Source organism: Kribbella sp. CCNWLW201 (assembly GCF_037203805.1).
In the GTDB taxonomy this organism is placed as follows: domain Bacteria; phylum Actinomycetota; class Actinomycetes; order Propionibacteriales; family Kribbellaceae; genus Kribbella.
Genome location: NZ_JBBCBQ010000008.1, coordinates 33,025 through 46,582, shown reverse-complemented (window position 1 = coordinate 46,582; position 13,558 = coordinate 33,025). Strand labels below are relative to the sequence as shown.

The window sequence follows — 13,558 nt, the reverse complement described above, 5'->3', positions numbered from 1 at the left end:
CAGGTTAGCGTTCCCGGCGGGTTACTTGAGGGTGGCGCCGGTGAGGCCGGCCTGGACCTGACGGTAGAAGACCAGGTAGACCGCGATGACCGGGACCATGGCGATGGTCAGTGCGGCGAACAGGATGCCCCACTCGTTCTCGTAGCGCTGACTGCCGAGCAGCGTCGCGATGCCCTGGGAGAGGACCGGCTTCTCCGGCGACAGGAACGACGGCAGCACGAACTGGTTGAACTGACCCAGCACGTTGAAGATGCCGACGCTGATCAGGCCGGGCTTGGCCATCGGCAGCATCACCCGGAAGAACGTCGTCGCATGCGAGGCACCGTCGACCAGCGCGGCCTCGGCGATCGAGGTCGGCAGCGTTCGGAAGAACGCATGCATGAAGAACACGGTGAACGGCAGCGAGTAGGCGATGTAGACCAGGATCAGGCCCTGGTACGTCGACACCATCCCGAAGCCCTTGACCACGAAGAACAGCGGCACGATCGCCAGGAAGGTCGGGAACATCATCCCGGCCGCGAACAGGTAGTAGACAAAGCGGTTGCCGGGGAACTCGTAGCGGGCCAGCACGTAGGCCACCATCGAGCCGAACAACATGGTGCCGAAGACACCGCCGGCCACCACGACCAGGCTGTTGAACAGGTACTGGCCGACACCCTTGTCCCAGGCCCTGGAGAAGTTGGACCAGAGCAGGTCCTTGGGCAACGCCCACGGGTTGTCGCCGAAGATCTCGCCGGTGCTCTTCAGCGACGCGAGCAGCGCCCAGACGAACGGCACCACGACCAGAATGCTCCAGGCGATCAGCACGGTGTGGGAGAACACGTTCACCGGGCTGAAGGCGCGGTCCTTGCCGCCGGCCGGACGGATCGCCGGCGCGGGCTTCGCGCTGGTGTCCTCGACGTCGAGCTGTACAGGTACGGTCATTTCCGGCCCCTCAGTATTCGATCCGGTCGCGGCGGGTGGCCCGGAGCATGACAGCGGCGATGATCAGCGTCAGGAAGAACAGCACCACGCCCATCGCCGAGGCGTAGCCGGCCCGGCCGTACTGGAATCCGTTGTCCGCGATCTGCAGACCCATCACCTGGGTGGAGTTGTCGGGTCCGCCCGGTCCCGCGGTCATCACCGCGACCAGCGCGTACGCGTCCAGCGCCAGGATGGCCAGGTACACCCAGGAGGTCTGGATGGTGTCCCAGAGCAGCGGCAGGGTGATCCGGTAGAACGTCGAGAACCGGCCGGCACCGTCGATGATGGCGGCCTCGAAGATGTCCTTCGGGATGCCGGACATGGCCGCGTTGAACAGCACCAGGTAGAACCCGACGCTGCCCCAGATCAGCACCCACATCACGCAGTACAGCGCAATGTCGGGATCGGCCAGGTACTCCGACGTCCCCAGGCCGATCGCCTTCGTGAAGGAGTTGAGCAGACCGGTGTCGGTCGAGGTCATCACCGTCGCCCAGATGACCGCGATGACCGGCACCGACAGCACCTGGGGCAGGAAGAAGGCCAGCTTGTAGAAGCCGTTGCCCCGGACCCCCTGCACGCCCGCGGCGTTCGCCCGCCCGCCCACGTTGAGCAGGTAGGCGAACACCAGGGCGAGGAAGATCGTGATCAGCGGCAGCCCGATCAGCAGGATCAGGTTGTGCCCGAGTGCCTGGCGAAACACCGCGTCGCGAGCGAGGGTCTGGAAGTTGTCGAAACCCACGAAGTTGAACTCCGGTGAGATCCCGGTCCAGTCGGTCAGCGAGTAGTAGAAGGCCTGGACGAACGGGGAGATCACGAAGATCGCATACAACGCCAGTGGAATCGCGAGGAAACTCGCGACGAACCGGTAACTGCCGTGCCGCATCTCTCTCCTTACAGAGCAGGAGGCAGAAGGATCAGCCCAGCGGCTGATCTCCTTCCGCCCCCTTCACAGCTCGAATGACTGCAGACTCGACGTCGGGTCTGCGATGCCTACCTACACCTCAGCTTGTGCTCAGGTGCGGGTCTGCTTGACGGTCTTCGGGTCCTTGGCCGTGTCGTCGGCGATCTTCTGCGCCCGGTTGCAGAACTCGTCGGCCGTGATGCGGGCGGCGGCAAGCTCTCCCCACACGCTACGGATCGGCTTGTCCATCGTCGAGTACCACGCGGCGAAGTACGTCGTCCAGTTGTTCTCGCCACCGGACTTCAGCAGCTCACTCGAGGACGACGCGCCCGGGCTGAGCTTGAGGCCCTCGCCGGCACCCTTGACCACGGTCGGGGAACCGGTCAGCTCGGTGAACTTGCCGGCCGCCTCCTTCGACAGCATGATCCGCATGTACTCCAGGCCGCCGGCCTTGTTCTTCGCCTTCTCCGGGACGATGAACGGCTCACCGGCGGCGATCTCGGTGCAGTCGACGGGCAGCTTCGAGCCGTCCAGCAGCGGGGTGTAGGCCGCGGTGGTCTCGAAGTCCTTCGGCGCGACCGGCTTCTGCTCGTTCTCCAGCCAGGAGCCGGACGGGATGAACGCCGCCTTGCCCTGGTTCCAGGCGGTCTGGGACTGGATGTGGTCCAGGCCCTCCGTGCCCTGCATGAAGTAGCCCTTGCCCTTGATCTCCAGGATCGCCTCGGCGGCGGCCTTGACCGACTCGTGCTTCCAGGCGTTCGGCTGCAGCTCGTCGATCGCCTTGATGACGTCGTGACCGCCGTGCTTCACGGCCATGTCCATCATCACCTGGCCGATGTAGTACGGGTGCTTGCCCTGGTGGGCCATCGGCGCGATGCCGGCCTTCTTGATCTCCTCGCACAGGTCGAGGAACTCCTGCCAGGTCTTGGCCGGCTCCCAGCCGTTCTTGGCGAACAGCGGCTTGTTGTACCAGATCGCGTAGACGGTCAGCACGTAGTTGAGCAGCAGCGGCTTGCCACTCAGCTGGGCCGCCTCCAGGGTGATCGGCTCGATCGTGTCGCGGACCTTCTTGCTCGAGTCGTCGATCGAGGCGGCGTCGAACAGTGGGGTCAGGTCGGCGAGCTGCCCGCTGGTGGCCAGCGTCGACGCCGGCAGCGCCGAGGCACCGGAGTTGTCGATCACGTCCGGCGGGTTGCCGCCGTTGAAGCGCGGCTGCAGCTGCGGGGTGATGTCGGTGATCCCGGCGTGCTTGACCGTCGCGCCGGGGAACTTCTTCTTGTAGAGCTCCTCGTGGGCCTTGGCGTAGTCGTCGCCGTACCCGCCCTTGAAGATCACCACGTCCAGCGGGTCGGAATCCTTGACGCCGAACGGGTTCTCGGCCGTCTTGTCGGCGCCGCCACCGCCGGTGTTGCCGTCGTCGCTGCCGCCGCTGGCGCACGCGGAGAGCAGCGTGCTGCCGCCGGTGGCCAGTAGCGTGCCGACCGCCGCGCGCTGCAGGAACAGCCGCCGCGACAGGTTGTCAGGAGTGGTCATGGGTCCCGCCTTCCGAGAGTGTTTCATGCAGTACGCCGGATCCGGCCGGCGTACTGTGCTTCAAGGGCGTGGTTGTGGTCGTCGCCGCCCGGGATGTTCGCGGACAGGTAGACCGGCGCGGTCTCCCCTGCCTCGGTGAGCCGGCGCAGGACCTCGGCGACCAGCATCTGCGCGATCAGCGCGGCGGTGATGGACGACACCGCGCAGACCTTGCCACCGTCGGGCAGGTCGAGCACGGAGTCGCCGTACGGCGCATGGTTGTCCAGCACCACGTCCGCGAAGTCGATGAGTTTCTTGCCGGACGGGTGACGTGAGTCCATCCCGCCGGTGTGCTGCAGTGAGGTGATCGCGATCAGGGGGTGACCCTTCTCCTTCACCACCGTGGCGAACTCGACGATCGAGCCGTTCACCCCGGAGTTGGACGCGATCACGAACAGGTCGGCCGGGTGCGGCTCGGCCAGGTCGTAGAGCCGGCGCGCGATCGATGGGTCGCGTTCGAGTTCGCCGCCGCGGAGCAGTTCGAGTGGCTCGCCGCCGAGGAGTACCAGGTCGCGCAGCGCGATCCGGTTGGTCGCGATCAGCCCGCCGGCCCGGCCGGCGATCTCCATCGCGAGCGCTTCGGAGTGGCCGGACCCGAAGGCCTGGATGACGCCGTTCTTGCGCAGCGCCGCGGTGAACAGCTCGGCGGCGGCCTGGATCGGGCCGTCGATCTGCTCGGTGACGGCGGCCATGATCGGCGTCAGCGCGTGAACAAAAGCTTGCGCGCTCACTCCGCCGGTCTCCCCCGGTCCGCCCTGGTTACTGCTGGCCATCTGCGGCCCCACCCCTCGACAATGTGTTCGCCGCGACACACCTGGTGCCGACAAGTGCGCAAGTTTGCGGTTTGCTGGACAGAACTTTTCTCAACTGGCAGCTAAAGTCAAGGCTCATCTCACTCTTCTCCCCAGATCGGGACCGTTGCGTGACCTTGTTTGTTGTTGTCCACTAGAGAACTCTTTCGAGCAGTTTGGAGCATGGCCCATGTCGGTAGAACGCCCGCTGCCGGAACCTGCGGACTCAGTGGTCTTGATGCCAGCATCGGCACTGGTCCTGGGCGGCGATCTCGGCGGCACCTCCACCCGGATCGTGATCGCGGACCATGAGGGCAACGTAGTCGGTCGAGGGGCGGCCGCGGGCGGAAATCCGACCAGCCACCCCGCAAGTGCCGCGGCCAATTTCGGGCAGGCGCTTCACGCCGCCCTGGCCGGGCTGGATCCGACCGCGGTCAAGGCGGCCGTGATCGGCGCGGCCGGCGGGTCGGCGCTGGCCAGGCCCGACGTCCGGGCCCAGTTCGACGCCGCCTGGCAGGGGGCCGGGCTGACCAGCAACCCCGAGTTCATCGGCGACCTGGAGGTCGCTTTCGCCTCCGGTACGCCGGAGCCGGACGGCGTGGTGCTGATCGCGGGCACCGGCAGCGCGGCCGGCCTGGTCCGCGACCACCAGCTGGTCCGGACGGCGGACGGCCACGGCTGGCTGCTCGGCGACGACGGCTCCGGCTTCTGGCTCGGCCGGGAGGCGGTGCGCAGTGTGCTGCGCAAACTGGATCTGGGTGAACCGATCGGTGTGCTCGGTCAGGCCGTCGTCCAGGCAATCCTGCCGGACCGGGACGAGGCCGGGATCGCCCAGCGTGAGGGGTACGACGTACTGCGTGACGACCTGATCCGGGCGGTGAACGGCCGCCCGCCGGTGATGCTGGCCGAGCTGGCCCGGACCGTGGTGTGGGGCTTCGAGCAGAACGACGAGACCGCACACGCCTTGGTGAAACGCGCAGCCGAACTGCTCACAGAAACGGTCGGACGGCTCAGGACAACGTCGGACAAGGGCCCGATGATCCTTGCCGGCAGTGTTGCCGGGGAATCATCTCCGGTCGGCCGGCTGATCCGGGAAACCATCCACCAGCACTTCTCCGGCGAGGTGCTGACCGCCCGCGACGGCGTCGGCGGCGCCACCTGGCTGGCCCTGGGCACCCTCGACCCCACCCTCGCCACCCGCGAGAACCACACCCGCCTGGTCAGCTGACCCCCTCCTGGGGCAACCCCTCATCCGAGGGGATGCCCACCGAGGTGAGGGGTTGCCCACTGAGAATCCGAGGGGGCAACCCCCGATCCCGGGGGTTATCCCCTGAGATCGGGGGTTGGGGGTTCAGTCTTCGAAGACGGAGGCGGGGCGGAGTTCTACCCCGCTGCCGTATTCGGCTTCGGGGATGCGGGCGGCGATCTCCTCGGCGCGTTCCGGCGTGGCGACGTCGATGATGAAGACGCCGGCGAGTTGTTCCTTGGCCTCGGAGTAGGGGCCGTCGGTGGTGGCGCGGACACCTTTGCGGATCCGGACCACCTTGGTCCGTGCCGGCGCCTCGAGGGGTACGGCGGTCACCAGTTCGCCCGACTCGGACAGCTCGGTGACCAGCTTCTCCAGCTGGGCGGCCAGCGCCTCGCGTGCCTTCGCCGGCAGCCGCTGCCCCTCCTCGGTGTTCAGGAAGGACGGGTGGCCCCAGGTGATCGGGTTGCTGTGGATCAGCAGCAGGTACTTCATGACGGTTCCTTTCGGAGTCTGGATGGATCTTCGCAGCAGACGTCGGAGGTCGCCGGGGAACCTCGACATTTCGTGAATCGGCCGAAATGTCGAGCTCGCCGCGGGACGTCCGACGTACCGCTCGCCAAGCAATCTCCGACCTAAGGTGAGCGACATGAACGAGACGGACCTCCGGCTGGCGGACGGCCGCACCCTGCACGTGTACGACAGCGCCCCCGGTGACGACCGCCGGCTGCCGGTGTTCTGGCACCACGGCACGCCGAACCTCGGCACCCCGCCCGAGCCGCTGTTCGAGGCCGGTGAGTGGCTCGGGATCCGCTGGATCTCGTTCGACCGGCCCGGGTACGGCGGCTCGACGGCAGCACCGGGGCGGACGATGGCCTCGGTCGCGGCCGACCTGACCACGGTCGCCGACGCGCTCAGCATCGGCACCTTCACCCTGATGGGCTTCTCGGGCGGCGGCTCGTACGCCCTCGGCTCGGCCGCGGTCCTCGGTGACCGGGTCGAGGCCGTGACCACGTTCGCCGCCATCGCGCCGTACGACGCCGATGGTCTGGACTGGTACGACGGCATGATCCCGTCCGGACTCGCGTCACTCCGAGCGGCAGCTGCCGGCCGGGAAGAGAAGGTGCGGCACGAGACCTCCGGGATCGAGTACGACCCGGAGTTCACCAAGGCCGACCTGGCCATGTTCGAAGGGCCGTGGGGCTGGCTCGGATCGGTCGCCGGGGACACGTCGATGCCGAACGGACCCGACGGCCTGGTCGACGACGACTGCTCTTATGTCGTCCCATGGGGCTGCGACCCGCGCACGATCACCGCCCCGACCCTGCTCTGCCACGGCGAGGACGACCGCATCATCCCCCGCTCGCACGCGGACTGGCTGGTCGAGCACATCCCGTCCGCGTCGCTGCGGCTGTACCCGGGCGACAGCCATATCTCCGTCCTCGCCCATGCCGAGCCGGCCCTCGAGTGGATCCGCGAACACACCGGCTGACGGGGGCCTTGGGCAACTGTTGATTCACCGGCGCCGGCCTGGGTACTGGATGGAGGTGATGCTCGCGGGGCGCTACCGATTGACCGAGATCCTCGGTCACGGTGGGATGGGCGAGGTGTTCCGGGGGTGCGACGAACTCCTCGGCCGGCCGGTGGCGGTCAAGCTGCTCCTCCCCAATCGACGCGATCCGTTCGCGGCGGCGCGGTTTCGCCGGGAGGCGCGGACCGCGGCGATGGTGAAGGACCCGCATGTCGTCGCGGCGTACGACTTCGGCAAGCAGGACGGCAGCTACTTCCTGGTGATGGAACTGGTCGAAGGTCGCAGCGTCGCCCATGAGCTCGCGATGCGCGGCCCGCTCGAGCCCGAGCGGGCCCTCGACATCATCCGGCAGGCGGCCGCCGGACTCGCCGCGGCGCACCGGCGCGACATCGTCCATCGCGACATCAAGCCGGCCAACCTGCTGATCGACGTGGACGGGACGGTGAAGGTCGCCGACTTCGGCATCGCCCGGTTCGTCACCGACCCGACCAGTACGACGCCCGGCCAGGTGCTCGGCACCAGCCTGTACCTCGCCCCGGAACGAGCCCAGGGCAAACCGGCCACCGCCGCCTCGGATGTCTACTCGCTCGGCTGCGTCCTCTATCAACTGGTGACCGGACAACCACCGTTCACCGGCGACGACATCACCGACATCCTGTCTCAGCATGTCCGGACCGAGCCGGCACCGCCGAGTGCATCGCGCCCGGAGCTGGCCGGCCCGGTCGAGGACCTGCTGCTCCGGATGCTGGCGAAGAACCCGGCGCGTCGCCCGAGCGCCGCCGAGATCGCCGCCGGAGTGGACCTCGACACTCCGGCGGTCGAGGAACCGGTCCGGCACCGGCCAGCGATCGGCCGGCTCTGGCGGTGGGCGGCGCTGCTCGCCGTCGCCGTCATCCTGCTCTGATTCCAAGCAACGGCTTGACATCGGTCTGACCTGCTGCGCATATTCCAAGCATGTCTTTGGAGAAGGATCCGCGGCGGCTGCGATTGCTGGACGATCCACTCGCGATCCGGGCGATGGCCCACCCGGTGCGGCTGGATCTGCTCACCTTGCTGGGACGTGAGGGGCCGCTGACCGCGGCGGACGCGGCGCGCACGCTCGGGATCAGCCAGGCGCTCGCCTCACATCACCTCCGGCAGCTGGCCAAGTACGACTTCGTCGAGCCGGCGCCCGGTAAGGACAACCGCGAGCGTCCGTGGCGCCTGGTCTCGACGTCGCAGTCGTGGCGCGAGGCTTCGCGAACACCCGAGGGTGCCGCGGCTGCCGACGTACTCGAGCAACTGCTGGCCGAGCGGGCGCTGGACTCACTCGCGAAGTGGCAGCAGCGCCGGGGCGACGAGGACGCGATCTGGCGGGACAACTCGGGCATCGGGCAGACCGGCGTCTACCTGACCGGGGAAGAACTGAAGGAACTCACCGAGCAGATCGACGCCTTGCTCAAGCGGTACGTCGACGAGCGGCCGATCGACGACAAGTCCACCCGCCCACCTGGTAGCCGGCACGTCTCGATGACCCAGATCGTCACGATCTCCCCCGAGCCCGAGCCCGAGCCTGAGGAGTAGCCGTGAAAGAACTGTGGGGCGTTCTCGCGCGGCAGCGCGACTACCGATTGGTGCTGAGCGCGGGCCTCGTGTCGCTCACCGGCGACTGGATCCTCCGGACCGGCCTGGCCTTCCAGGTCTACGTGCTGACCGGATCGACCCTGGCCTCGGGCGGCCTGCTGCTCTCCTCATTCGTGCCGATGGTCGTCCTCGGTTCGCTGGCCGGCGTCTTCATCGACCGCTGGGACCGGCGGCGGACGATGATCGTCACCAACCTGCTGCACGCGATCCTGTTGCTGCCGCTGCTCGCCGTACGCGATGAGAGCGCGATCTGGATCGTGTACGCCGTTGTCCTCGTGCAGAGCTGTCTACAGCAGTTCTTCCGCCCGGCCGAGCAGTCACTCATCCCGGTTCTGGTCGAACCGCGGCAACTGGTGACGGCCAACGCGTTGAACAGTCAGAGCAGCGACATCGCCCGGCTGGTCGGCGCGGGCATCGGTGGCTTGCTCGCGGGCCTCGGCGGCCTGCCGTTGCTGGCGATCGTGGATGCCGCGACGTTCCTCGTCGCGATGGGACTGATCGTCCGGGTCCGGCATCGCGTCGTACGCACCCTCACCCAGTCGGCCAGCGGTGCGATCCAGCGGCTGAAGGCGGAGTGGACCGAGGGGATCCGGCTCTGTGTCACCGGCCCGGCGATGCGGTTGCTGTTCGTGTTCTGCCTGGTGACCGGTGTCGGCGAAGGGGTGATGAGCACGCTGTTCGCGCCGTTCGTGTCGGCCGAGCTCGGCGGCGACGGGACGGCGTACGGACTGATCGTGTCGTCGCAGGCGGTCGGCGGGATCGTCGGCGGGCTGGTCGCCGCCGCGGTCGGCTCACGGTTGCCCGCAGCAACGATGTGGGGTGCCGGGGCGTTCCTGTTCGGGCTGATCGACCTGGCGTTGTTCTGCTATCCGCTGGTCTGGCACAGCGTGATCCCCGCGTTCGTCTGCATGATCATCGTCGGCCTGCCGGGCGCGTTCACCGTGGCGGGCATGATGACGGTACTCCAGCGCCGTACCGAGGACGCGTCGCGCGGCCGGATCTTCGGCGCCATCTCGGCGGCCGAGGGGGTCGCGGTCCTGATCGGCATCGCCTCGGCGGGTGTCCTCGGCGACCTGGTCGGCATCATCCCGGTCCTGGTCTTCCAGGGCCTCGGCTACGTCATCGGCGGCGCGGTCATCCTGAGCCGCCGGCGGATGCTCTCGGCTACGGCTCCTCAGGAACTGGTTGGTCATCCGTCGGCTTGACCCGGTGGATGCGGACGCGGGCGACTCGGCGGCCGTCCATCACCAGGACGGTGAGGGTGTGGCCGTCGACCTGGGTCTCGTCGCCGGCGGCGGGGACGCGGCCGAGGCGGGCGGCGAGGAAGCCGCCGACTGTCTCGTAGGGGCCGTCGGGGAGTTCGACGCCGGTCTCTTCGGCGAAGTCGTCGAGGTTGAGCAGGCCGTCGACCTCGATGTCGCCGCTGCGCAGCCGGGTGGTCTCCACCGACTCCTCGTCGTACTCGTCCTTGATGTCGCCGATCAGCTCCTCGACCAGGTCCTCCAGTGTGACGATGCCCGCCGTACCGCCGTACTCGTCCAGGACGATGGCCAGGTGGGTCGAGCGCCGGCGCATCTCGGTCAGCGTGGGCAGCAGTTTGGCGGTGTCCGGAAGCAGCAGGACCTCACGGGCCAGATCGCCGACCCGGACCGAACGGGTCGCGACCGCCGGGTCGAACAGGTCGCGGACGTGGACGAACCCGACGATGTCGTCGGCCGAGCCGTTCATCACCGGGTAGCGCGAGTGCGGCCGCTCGGCGGCGAACTTGACCGCCTTGTACGCCGGCATCTCCGCGTCGATGAAGTCGACCTCGGTGCGCGGCAGCATCAGCTCGCGCAACTGCCGGCCGCCGGCCTCGAACACGTCGTCGACGATCCGGCGTTCCTCCTCGCCGAGCGACTCGTGCGCCGAGACCAGGTCGCGGAGCTCCTCGTCCGACATCACCTCACGGTTCGCGTTCGGGTCGCCACCCAGGGCACGGACGACCAGGTCGGTCGACCGGGAGAGCAGCCAGATCACCGGCCGGGCGATCGAGGCGATCCGGTCCACCAGCGGGGCCAGGCCGAGCGCGAACGTCTCGGCCCGCTGCAACGCGAGCCGCTTGGCCGCCAGCTCGCCGATCACGATCGAGACGTAGGAGATGAGGATGGTGATCAGCACCAGCGCGACCGTGCCGGCCACCGACTCGGGCAGACCGAGTTTCTGCAGGTGCGGGGACAGGCCGTCGGCGAGGGTCGCGCCACCGAAGGCGGCGGACAGGAAGCCCATCAGGGTCACGCCGATCTGGACGGCGGACAGGAACCGGTTCGGGTTGGCGGCCACCCGGGCCACCGTCTCGCCGCGCTTGCCGCGGTGCGAGATCGCCTTGAGCTGGCTCTCCCGGAGCGAGACCAGTGCCATCTCGGCCGCGGCGAAGACGCCACCGATCAGGACGAAGACGAAGATCAGGACGATGTTGAGCAGGGTGTCGTTCATCAGCGGGGAGTCCTAGCGCCCTCTCGTCGTATGTCGAGGAGAGGGCGACGGTTGAGCGTCGTCCATTCGTCAAGCCTAGGGCATCTGCGCCGGGCCCCCGGCGCGGTGGCAGGTATCACCGTGCATGTTCGAGTTTGTTGGTTTACGATGATTCCTGGCCGTCGGTGTCCGCCGGCCGGGAGGGTCACACGATGAACACACCGCGCGGCGCACGCCGTACGGACACCAAGTTGTCCGACGGCCGCGAGCTGATCTACTACGACCCGGCCGACGCGCCGGCCCGGGTGCCGCTCGAGGACACCCGCGGGCTGCCGGCGCCGCAGCCGCAGGTCGATCTGCGGACCGATCCGCTGACCGGTGACGTCATCACCTACGCGACCCACCGCAACACCCGGACCTACCTGCCGCCGGCCGACCAGTGCCCGTTGTGCGCGAGCAAGCCGGGTAACCCGACCGAGATCCCGGACCTCGACTACAACGTCGCCGTGTTCGAGAACCGGTTCCCCTCCTTCGCCGGCCCGGGCCGGACCGAGGTGGTCTGCTTCACCAGCGACCACAACCAGTCGTTCACCGACCTCTCCCAGGGCCAGGCCCGGCTGGTGGTCGACACCTGGGCCGACCGGACCGCCGAGCTGAGCGCCCGCGACGACGTCGAGCACGTCTTCCCGTTCGAGAACCGCGGCCGTGAGATCGGCGTGACGCTGAGCCACCCGCACGGCCAGATCTACGCCTACCCGTTCCTGCCGCCGCGGATGCGGACCCTGATGGACCGGGCCCGCGAACACCAGGCCGTTGCCGGCAGCAACCTGTTCGCCGACATCCTGGCCAGGGAGTCGAAGGAAGGCACCCGGGTCGTCGCGCAGAACACCAACTGGACCGCGTTCGTCCCGGAGGCGGCCCGCTGGCCGGTCGAGGTGCACCTGTACCCGCACCGCCAGGTCGCCGACCTGAGCGAGCTGTCGGTCGGCGAGCGCGACGACTTCGCCGAGCTCTACCTTGACGTGCTGCAACGGCTCGACGGCCTGTACGGCGACCCGCTGCCGTACATCGCCGCCTGGCACCAGGCCCCGGTCCGGATCGATCGCGAGCTCGCCTACCTTCACCTGGAGGTGTTGTCGATCCGCCGGGCCGCGGACAAGATCAAGTACCTGGCCGGCTCGGAGTCCGGGATGGGCGCGTTCATCAGTGACACCCGGCCCGAGGATGTGGCCGAGACCCTGCGGAAGGTGGGTTCGTGAGCTCCTTCGAGGACGTCTTCGGGGTCGCACCGGAGGGCAGTTGGCGAGCGCCCGGCCGGGTCAACCTGATCGGCGAGCACACCGACTACAACGACGGCCTGGTGCTGCCGATCGCCCTGCCGAACCGGATCCTGGTGACCGCCTCCAAGCGCGACGACGGCCGGATCGCGGTCGCGTCGAGCGGCCACTCCGGCGTGATCGAGTTCGCGATCGACGAACTGACCCCGGGATCGGTCGGCGACTGGGCGGCGTACCCGGCTGGTGCGGCCTGGGTACTGCGTGAATCCGGCTACTCGATCGGCGGGGCCAACCTGCTGGTCGACTCCGACCTGCCGTCCGGCGCGGGGCTGTCCTCGTCGGCCGCGCTGCTCTGCGCGACGTCGGTCGCCCTGCTCGGTCTGCGCGACATCGAGGTCGACCCGGCCGAGGTCGCCCGGCTCGCACAGAAGGCCGAGAACTACTACGTCGGTGCGCCGGTCGGCCTGATGGACCAGATGGCGTCGATGTGCTGCACCGCCGGACACGCCCTGTACTTCGACATCCGCGCGATGTCCACCGACCAGATCCCGTTCGACCCGGCGGCCGACGGCCTGGCGCTGCTGGTCGTCGACGTGAAGGCGCCGCACCGGCACGTCGACGGTGAGTACGCCGCTCGCCGCAAGAGCTGCGAGGAGGCCGCCGCGGAGCTCGGCGTACCGGCTCTGCGCTCGATCGAGTACGACGACCTCGACGAGGCACTGGGGCAGCTCAAGGATGACGTCGTACGGCGTCGGGTGCGGCACGTGGTGACGGAGATTCGCCGGGTCGAGGAGGCGGTCGCATTGATGCGCGCCGGCCGGCTGCGTGATGTCGGTCCGCTGTTCACCGCGTCGCATGTGTCCATGCGCGACGACTTCGAGATCACCGTGCCGGAGTTGGATGTCGCGGTCGACACCGCTCTCGAGGCCGGTGCGATCGGAGCCCGGATGACCGGTGGCGGTTTCGGCGGCTGCATCATCGCGCTGACCGAGGCGGACGCGGCGGACGCCGTACTGTCCGCGATCGAGAAAGCCTTTGCGGAGAACGGTTTCAACGCCCCCACCGCCCTCGCCGCGGCCCCATCAGCCGGAGCCTCCCGGATCGACTAGTGCCCCTTCGGGCATAAGCACTGGGCAGCCGCCGACCTCAGGCGTACTTTCGCGATAAGGGGGAGTATCCATTGGGGGAAGTGAGGTGGGG

Annotated in this window: 13 protein-coding genes; 7 read left to right on the top strand and 6 right to left on the bottom strand. The window is 68.3% G+C overall.

The annotated features are described in order from the left end of the window. Positions 1 to 21 precede the first annotated feature (21 nt). From V9K99_RS28635 to V9K99_RS28620, 4 genes are all read right to left on the bottom strand, one after another. A complete protein-coding gene (locus tag V9K99_RS28635; RefSeq protein WP_337011755.1) occupies positions 22 to 924 on the bottom strand; it encodes a carbohydrate ABC transporter permease in 903 nt (300 codons plus the stop codon). A gap of 10 nt (positions 925 to 934) precedes the next feature. Next, positions 935 to 1,846: a carbohydrate ABC transporter permease gene (locus V9K99_RS28630; protein ID WP_337011757.1), complete on the bottom strand. Its 912-nt coding sequence runs from the start codon at positions 1,844 to 1,846 to the stop codon at positions 935 to 937. A 129-nt stretch (positions 1,847 to 1,975) separates the two neighbouring features. Further along, a complete protein-coding gene (ngcE, locus tag V9K99_RS28625; RefSeq protein WP_337011759.1) occupies positions 1,976 to 3,397 on the bottom strand; it encodes an N-acetylglucosamine/diacetylchitobiose ABC transporter substrate-binding protein in 1,422 nt (473 codons plus the stop codon). 23 nt (positions 3,398 to 3,420) lie between these two features. Continuing rightward, the gene (locus V9K99_RS28620; protein ID WP_337011761.1) at positions 3,421 to 4,209 is read right to left on the bottom strand and encodes an SIS domain-containing protein; all 789 of its coding nucleotides are present in this window, start codon (positions 4,207 to 4,209) and stop codon (positions 3,421 to 3,423) included. Between the two features lie 256 nt (positions 4,210 to 4,465). Between V9K99_RS28620 and V9K99_RS28615 the strand changes: the two genes are divergently transcribed. Next, the gene (locus V9K99_RS28615) at positions 4,466 to 5,455 is read left to right on the top strand and encodes an N-acetylglucosamine kinase (RefSeq protein ID WP_337011763.1); all 990 of its coding nucleotides are present in this window, start codon (positions 4,466 to 4,468) and stop codon (positions 5,453 to 5,455) included. Positions 5,456 to 5,578: 123 nt separating this feature from the next. Here V9K99_RS28615 and V9K99_RS28610 read toward each other — a convergent pair whose 3' ends face one another. Beyond that, on the bottom strand, positions 5,579 to 5,968 hold the full coding sequence (locus V9K99_RS28610) for a YciI family protein (RefSeq protein WP_337011765.1): 390 nt from the start codon (positions 5,966 to 5,968) through the stop codon (positions 5,579 to 5,581). 154 nt (positions 5,969 to 6,122) lie between these two features. Between V9K99_RS28610 and V9K99_RS28605 the strand changes: the two genes are divergently transcribed. The 4 genes from V9K99_RS28605 to V9K99_RS28590 are packed head-to-tail and all read left to right on the top strand — an operon-like array spanning position 6,123 to position 9,832. Further along, the gene (locus tag V9K99_RS28605) at positions 6,123 to 6,965 is read left to right on the top strand and encodes an alpha/beta fold hydrolase (protein ID WP_337011767.1); all 843 of its coding nucleotides are present in this window, start codon (positions 6,123 to 6,125) and stop codon (positions 6,963 to 6,965) included. 49 nt (positions 6,966 to 7,014) lie between these two features. After that, positions 7,015 to 7,908, top strand: coding sequence for a serine/threonine-protein kinase (locus V9K99_RS28600; RefSeq protein WP_337011769.1), 894 nt, complete (start codon positions 7,015 to 7,017; stop codon positions 7,906 to 7,908). A gap of 50 nt (positions 7,909 to 7,958) precedes the next feature. Beyond that, positions 7,959 to 8,567: an ArsR/SmtB family transcription factor gene (locus tag V9K99_RS28595; RefSeq protein WP_337011771.1), complete on the top strand. Its 609-nt coding sequence runs from the start codon at positions 7,959 to 7,961 to the stop codon at positions 8,565 to 8,567. 2 nt (positions 8,568 to 8,569) lie between these two features. Then, positions 8,570 to 9,832: an MFS transporter gene (locus V9K99_RS28590; RefSeq protein ID WP_337011773.1), complete on the top strand. Its 1,263-nt coding sequence runs from the start codon at positions 8,570 to 8,572 to the stop codon at positions 9,830 to 9,832. On the opposite strand, the gene V9K99_RS28585 is transcribed toward V9K99_RS28590, so the two are convergent. Next, positions 9,792 to 11,102, bottom strand: coding sequence for a hemolysin family protein (locus V9K99_RS28585; RefSeq protein WP_337011775.1), 1,311 nt, complete (start codon positions 11,100 to 11,102; stop codon positions 9,792 to 9,794). The genes V9K99_RS28590 and V9K99_RS28585 overlap by 41 nt on opposite strands. Positions 11,103 to 11,293: 191 nt before the next feature. On the opposite strand from V9K99_RS28585, the gene galT reads away from it, so the two are divergent. Together galT and galK are read left to right on the top strand one after the other, a co-directional pair. Further along, the gene (galT, locus tag V9K99_RS28580; RefSeq protein WP_337011777.1) at positions 11,294 to 12,340 is read left to right on the top strand and encodes a galactose-1-phosphate uridylyltransferase; all 1,047 of its coding nucleotides are present in this window, start codon (positions 11,294 to 11,296) and stop codon (positions 12,338 to 12,340) included. Next, the gene (gene galK / locus V9K99_RS28575; protein WP_337011779.1) at positions 12,337 to 13,467 is read left to right on the top strand and encodes a galactokinase; all 1,131 of its coding nucleotides are present in this window, start codon (positions 12,337 to 12,339) and stop codon (positions 13,465 to 13,467) included. The genes galT and galK overlap by 4 nt, the downstream gene beginning before the upstream one ends. The last annotated feature ends 91 nt before the right edge of the window (positions 13,468 to 13,558 follow it).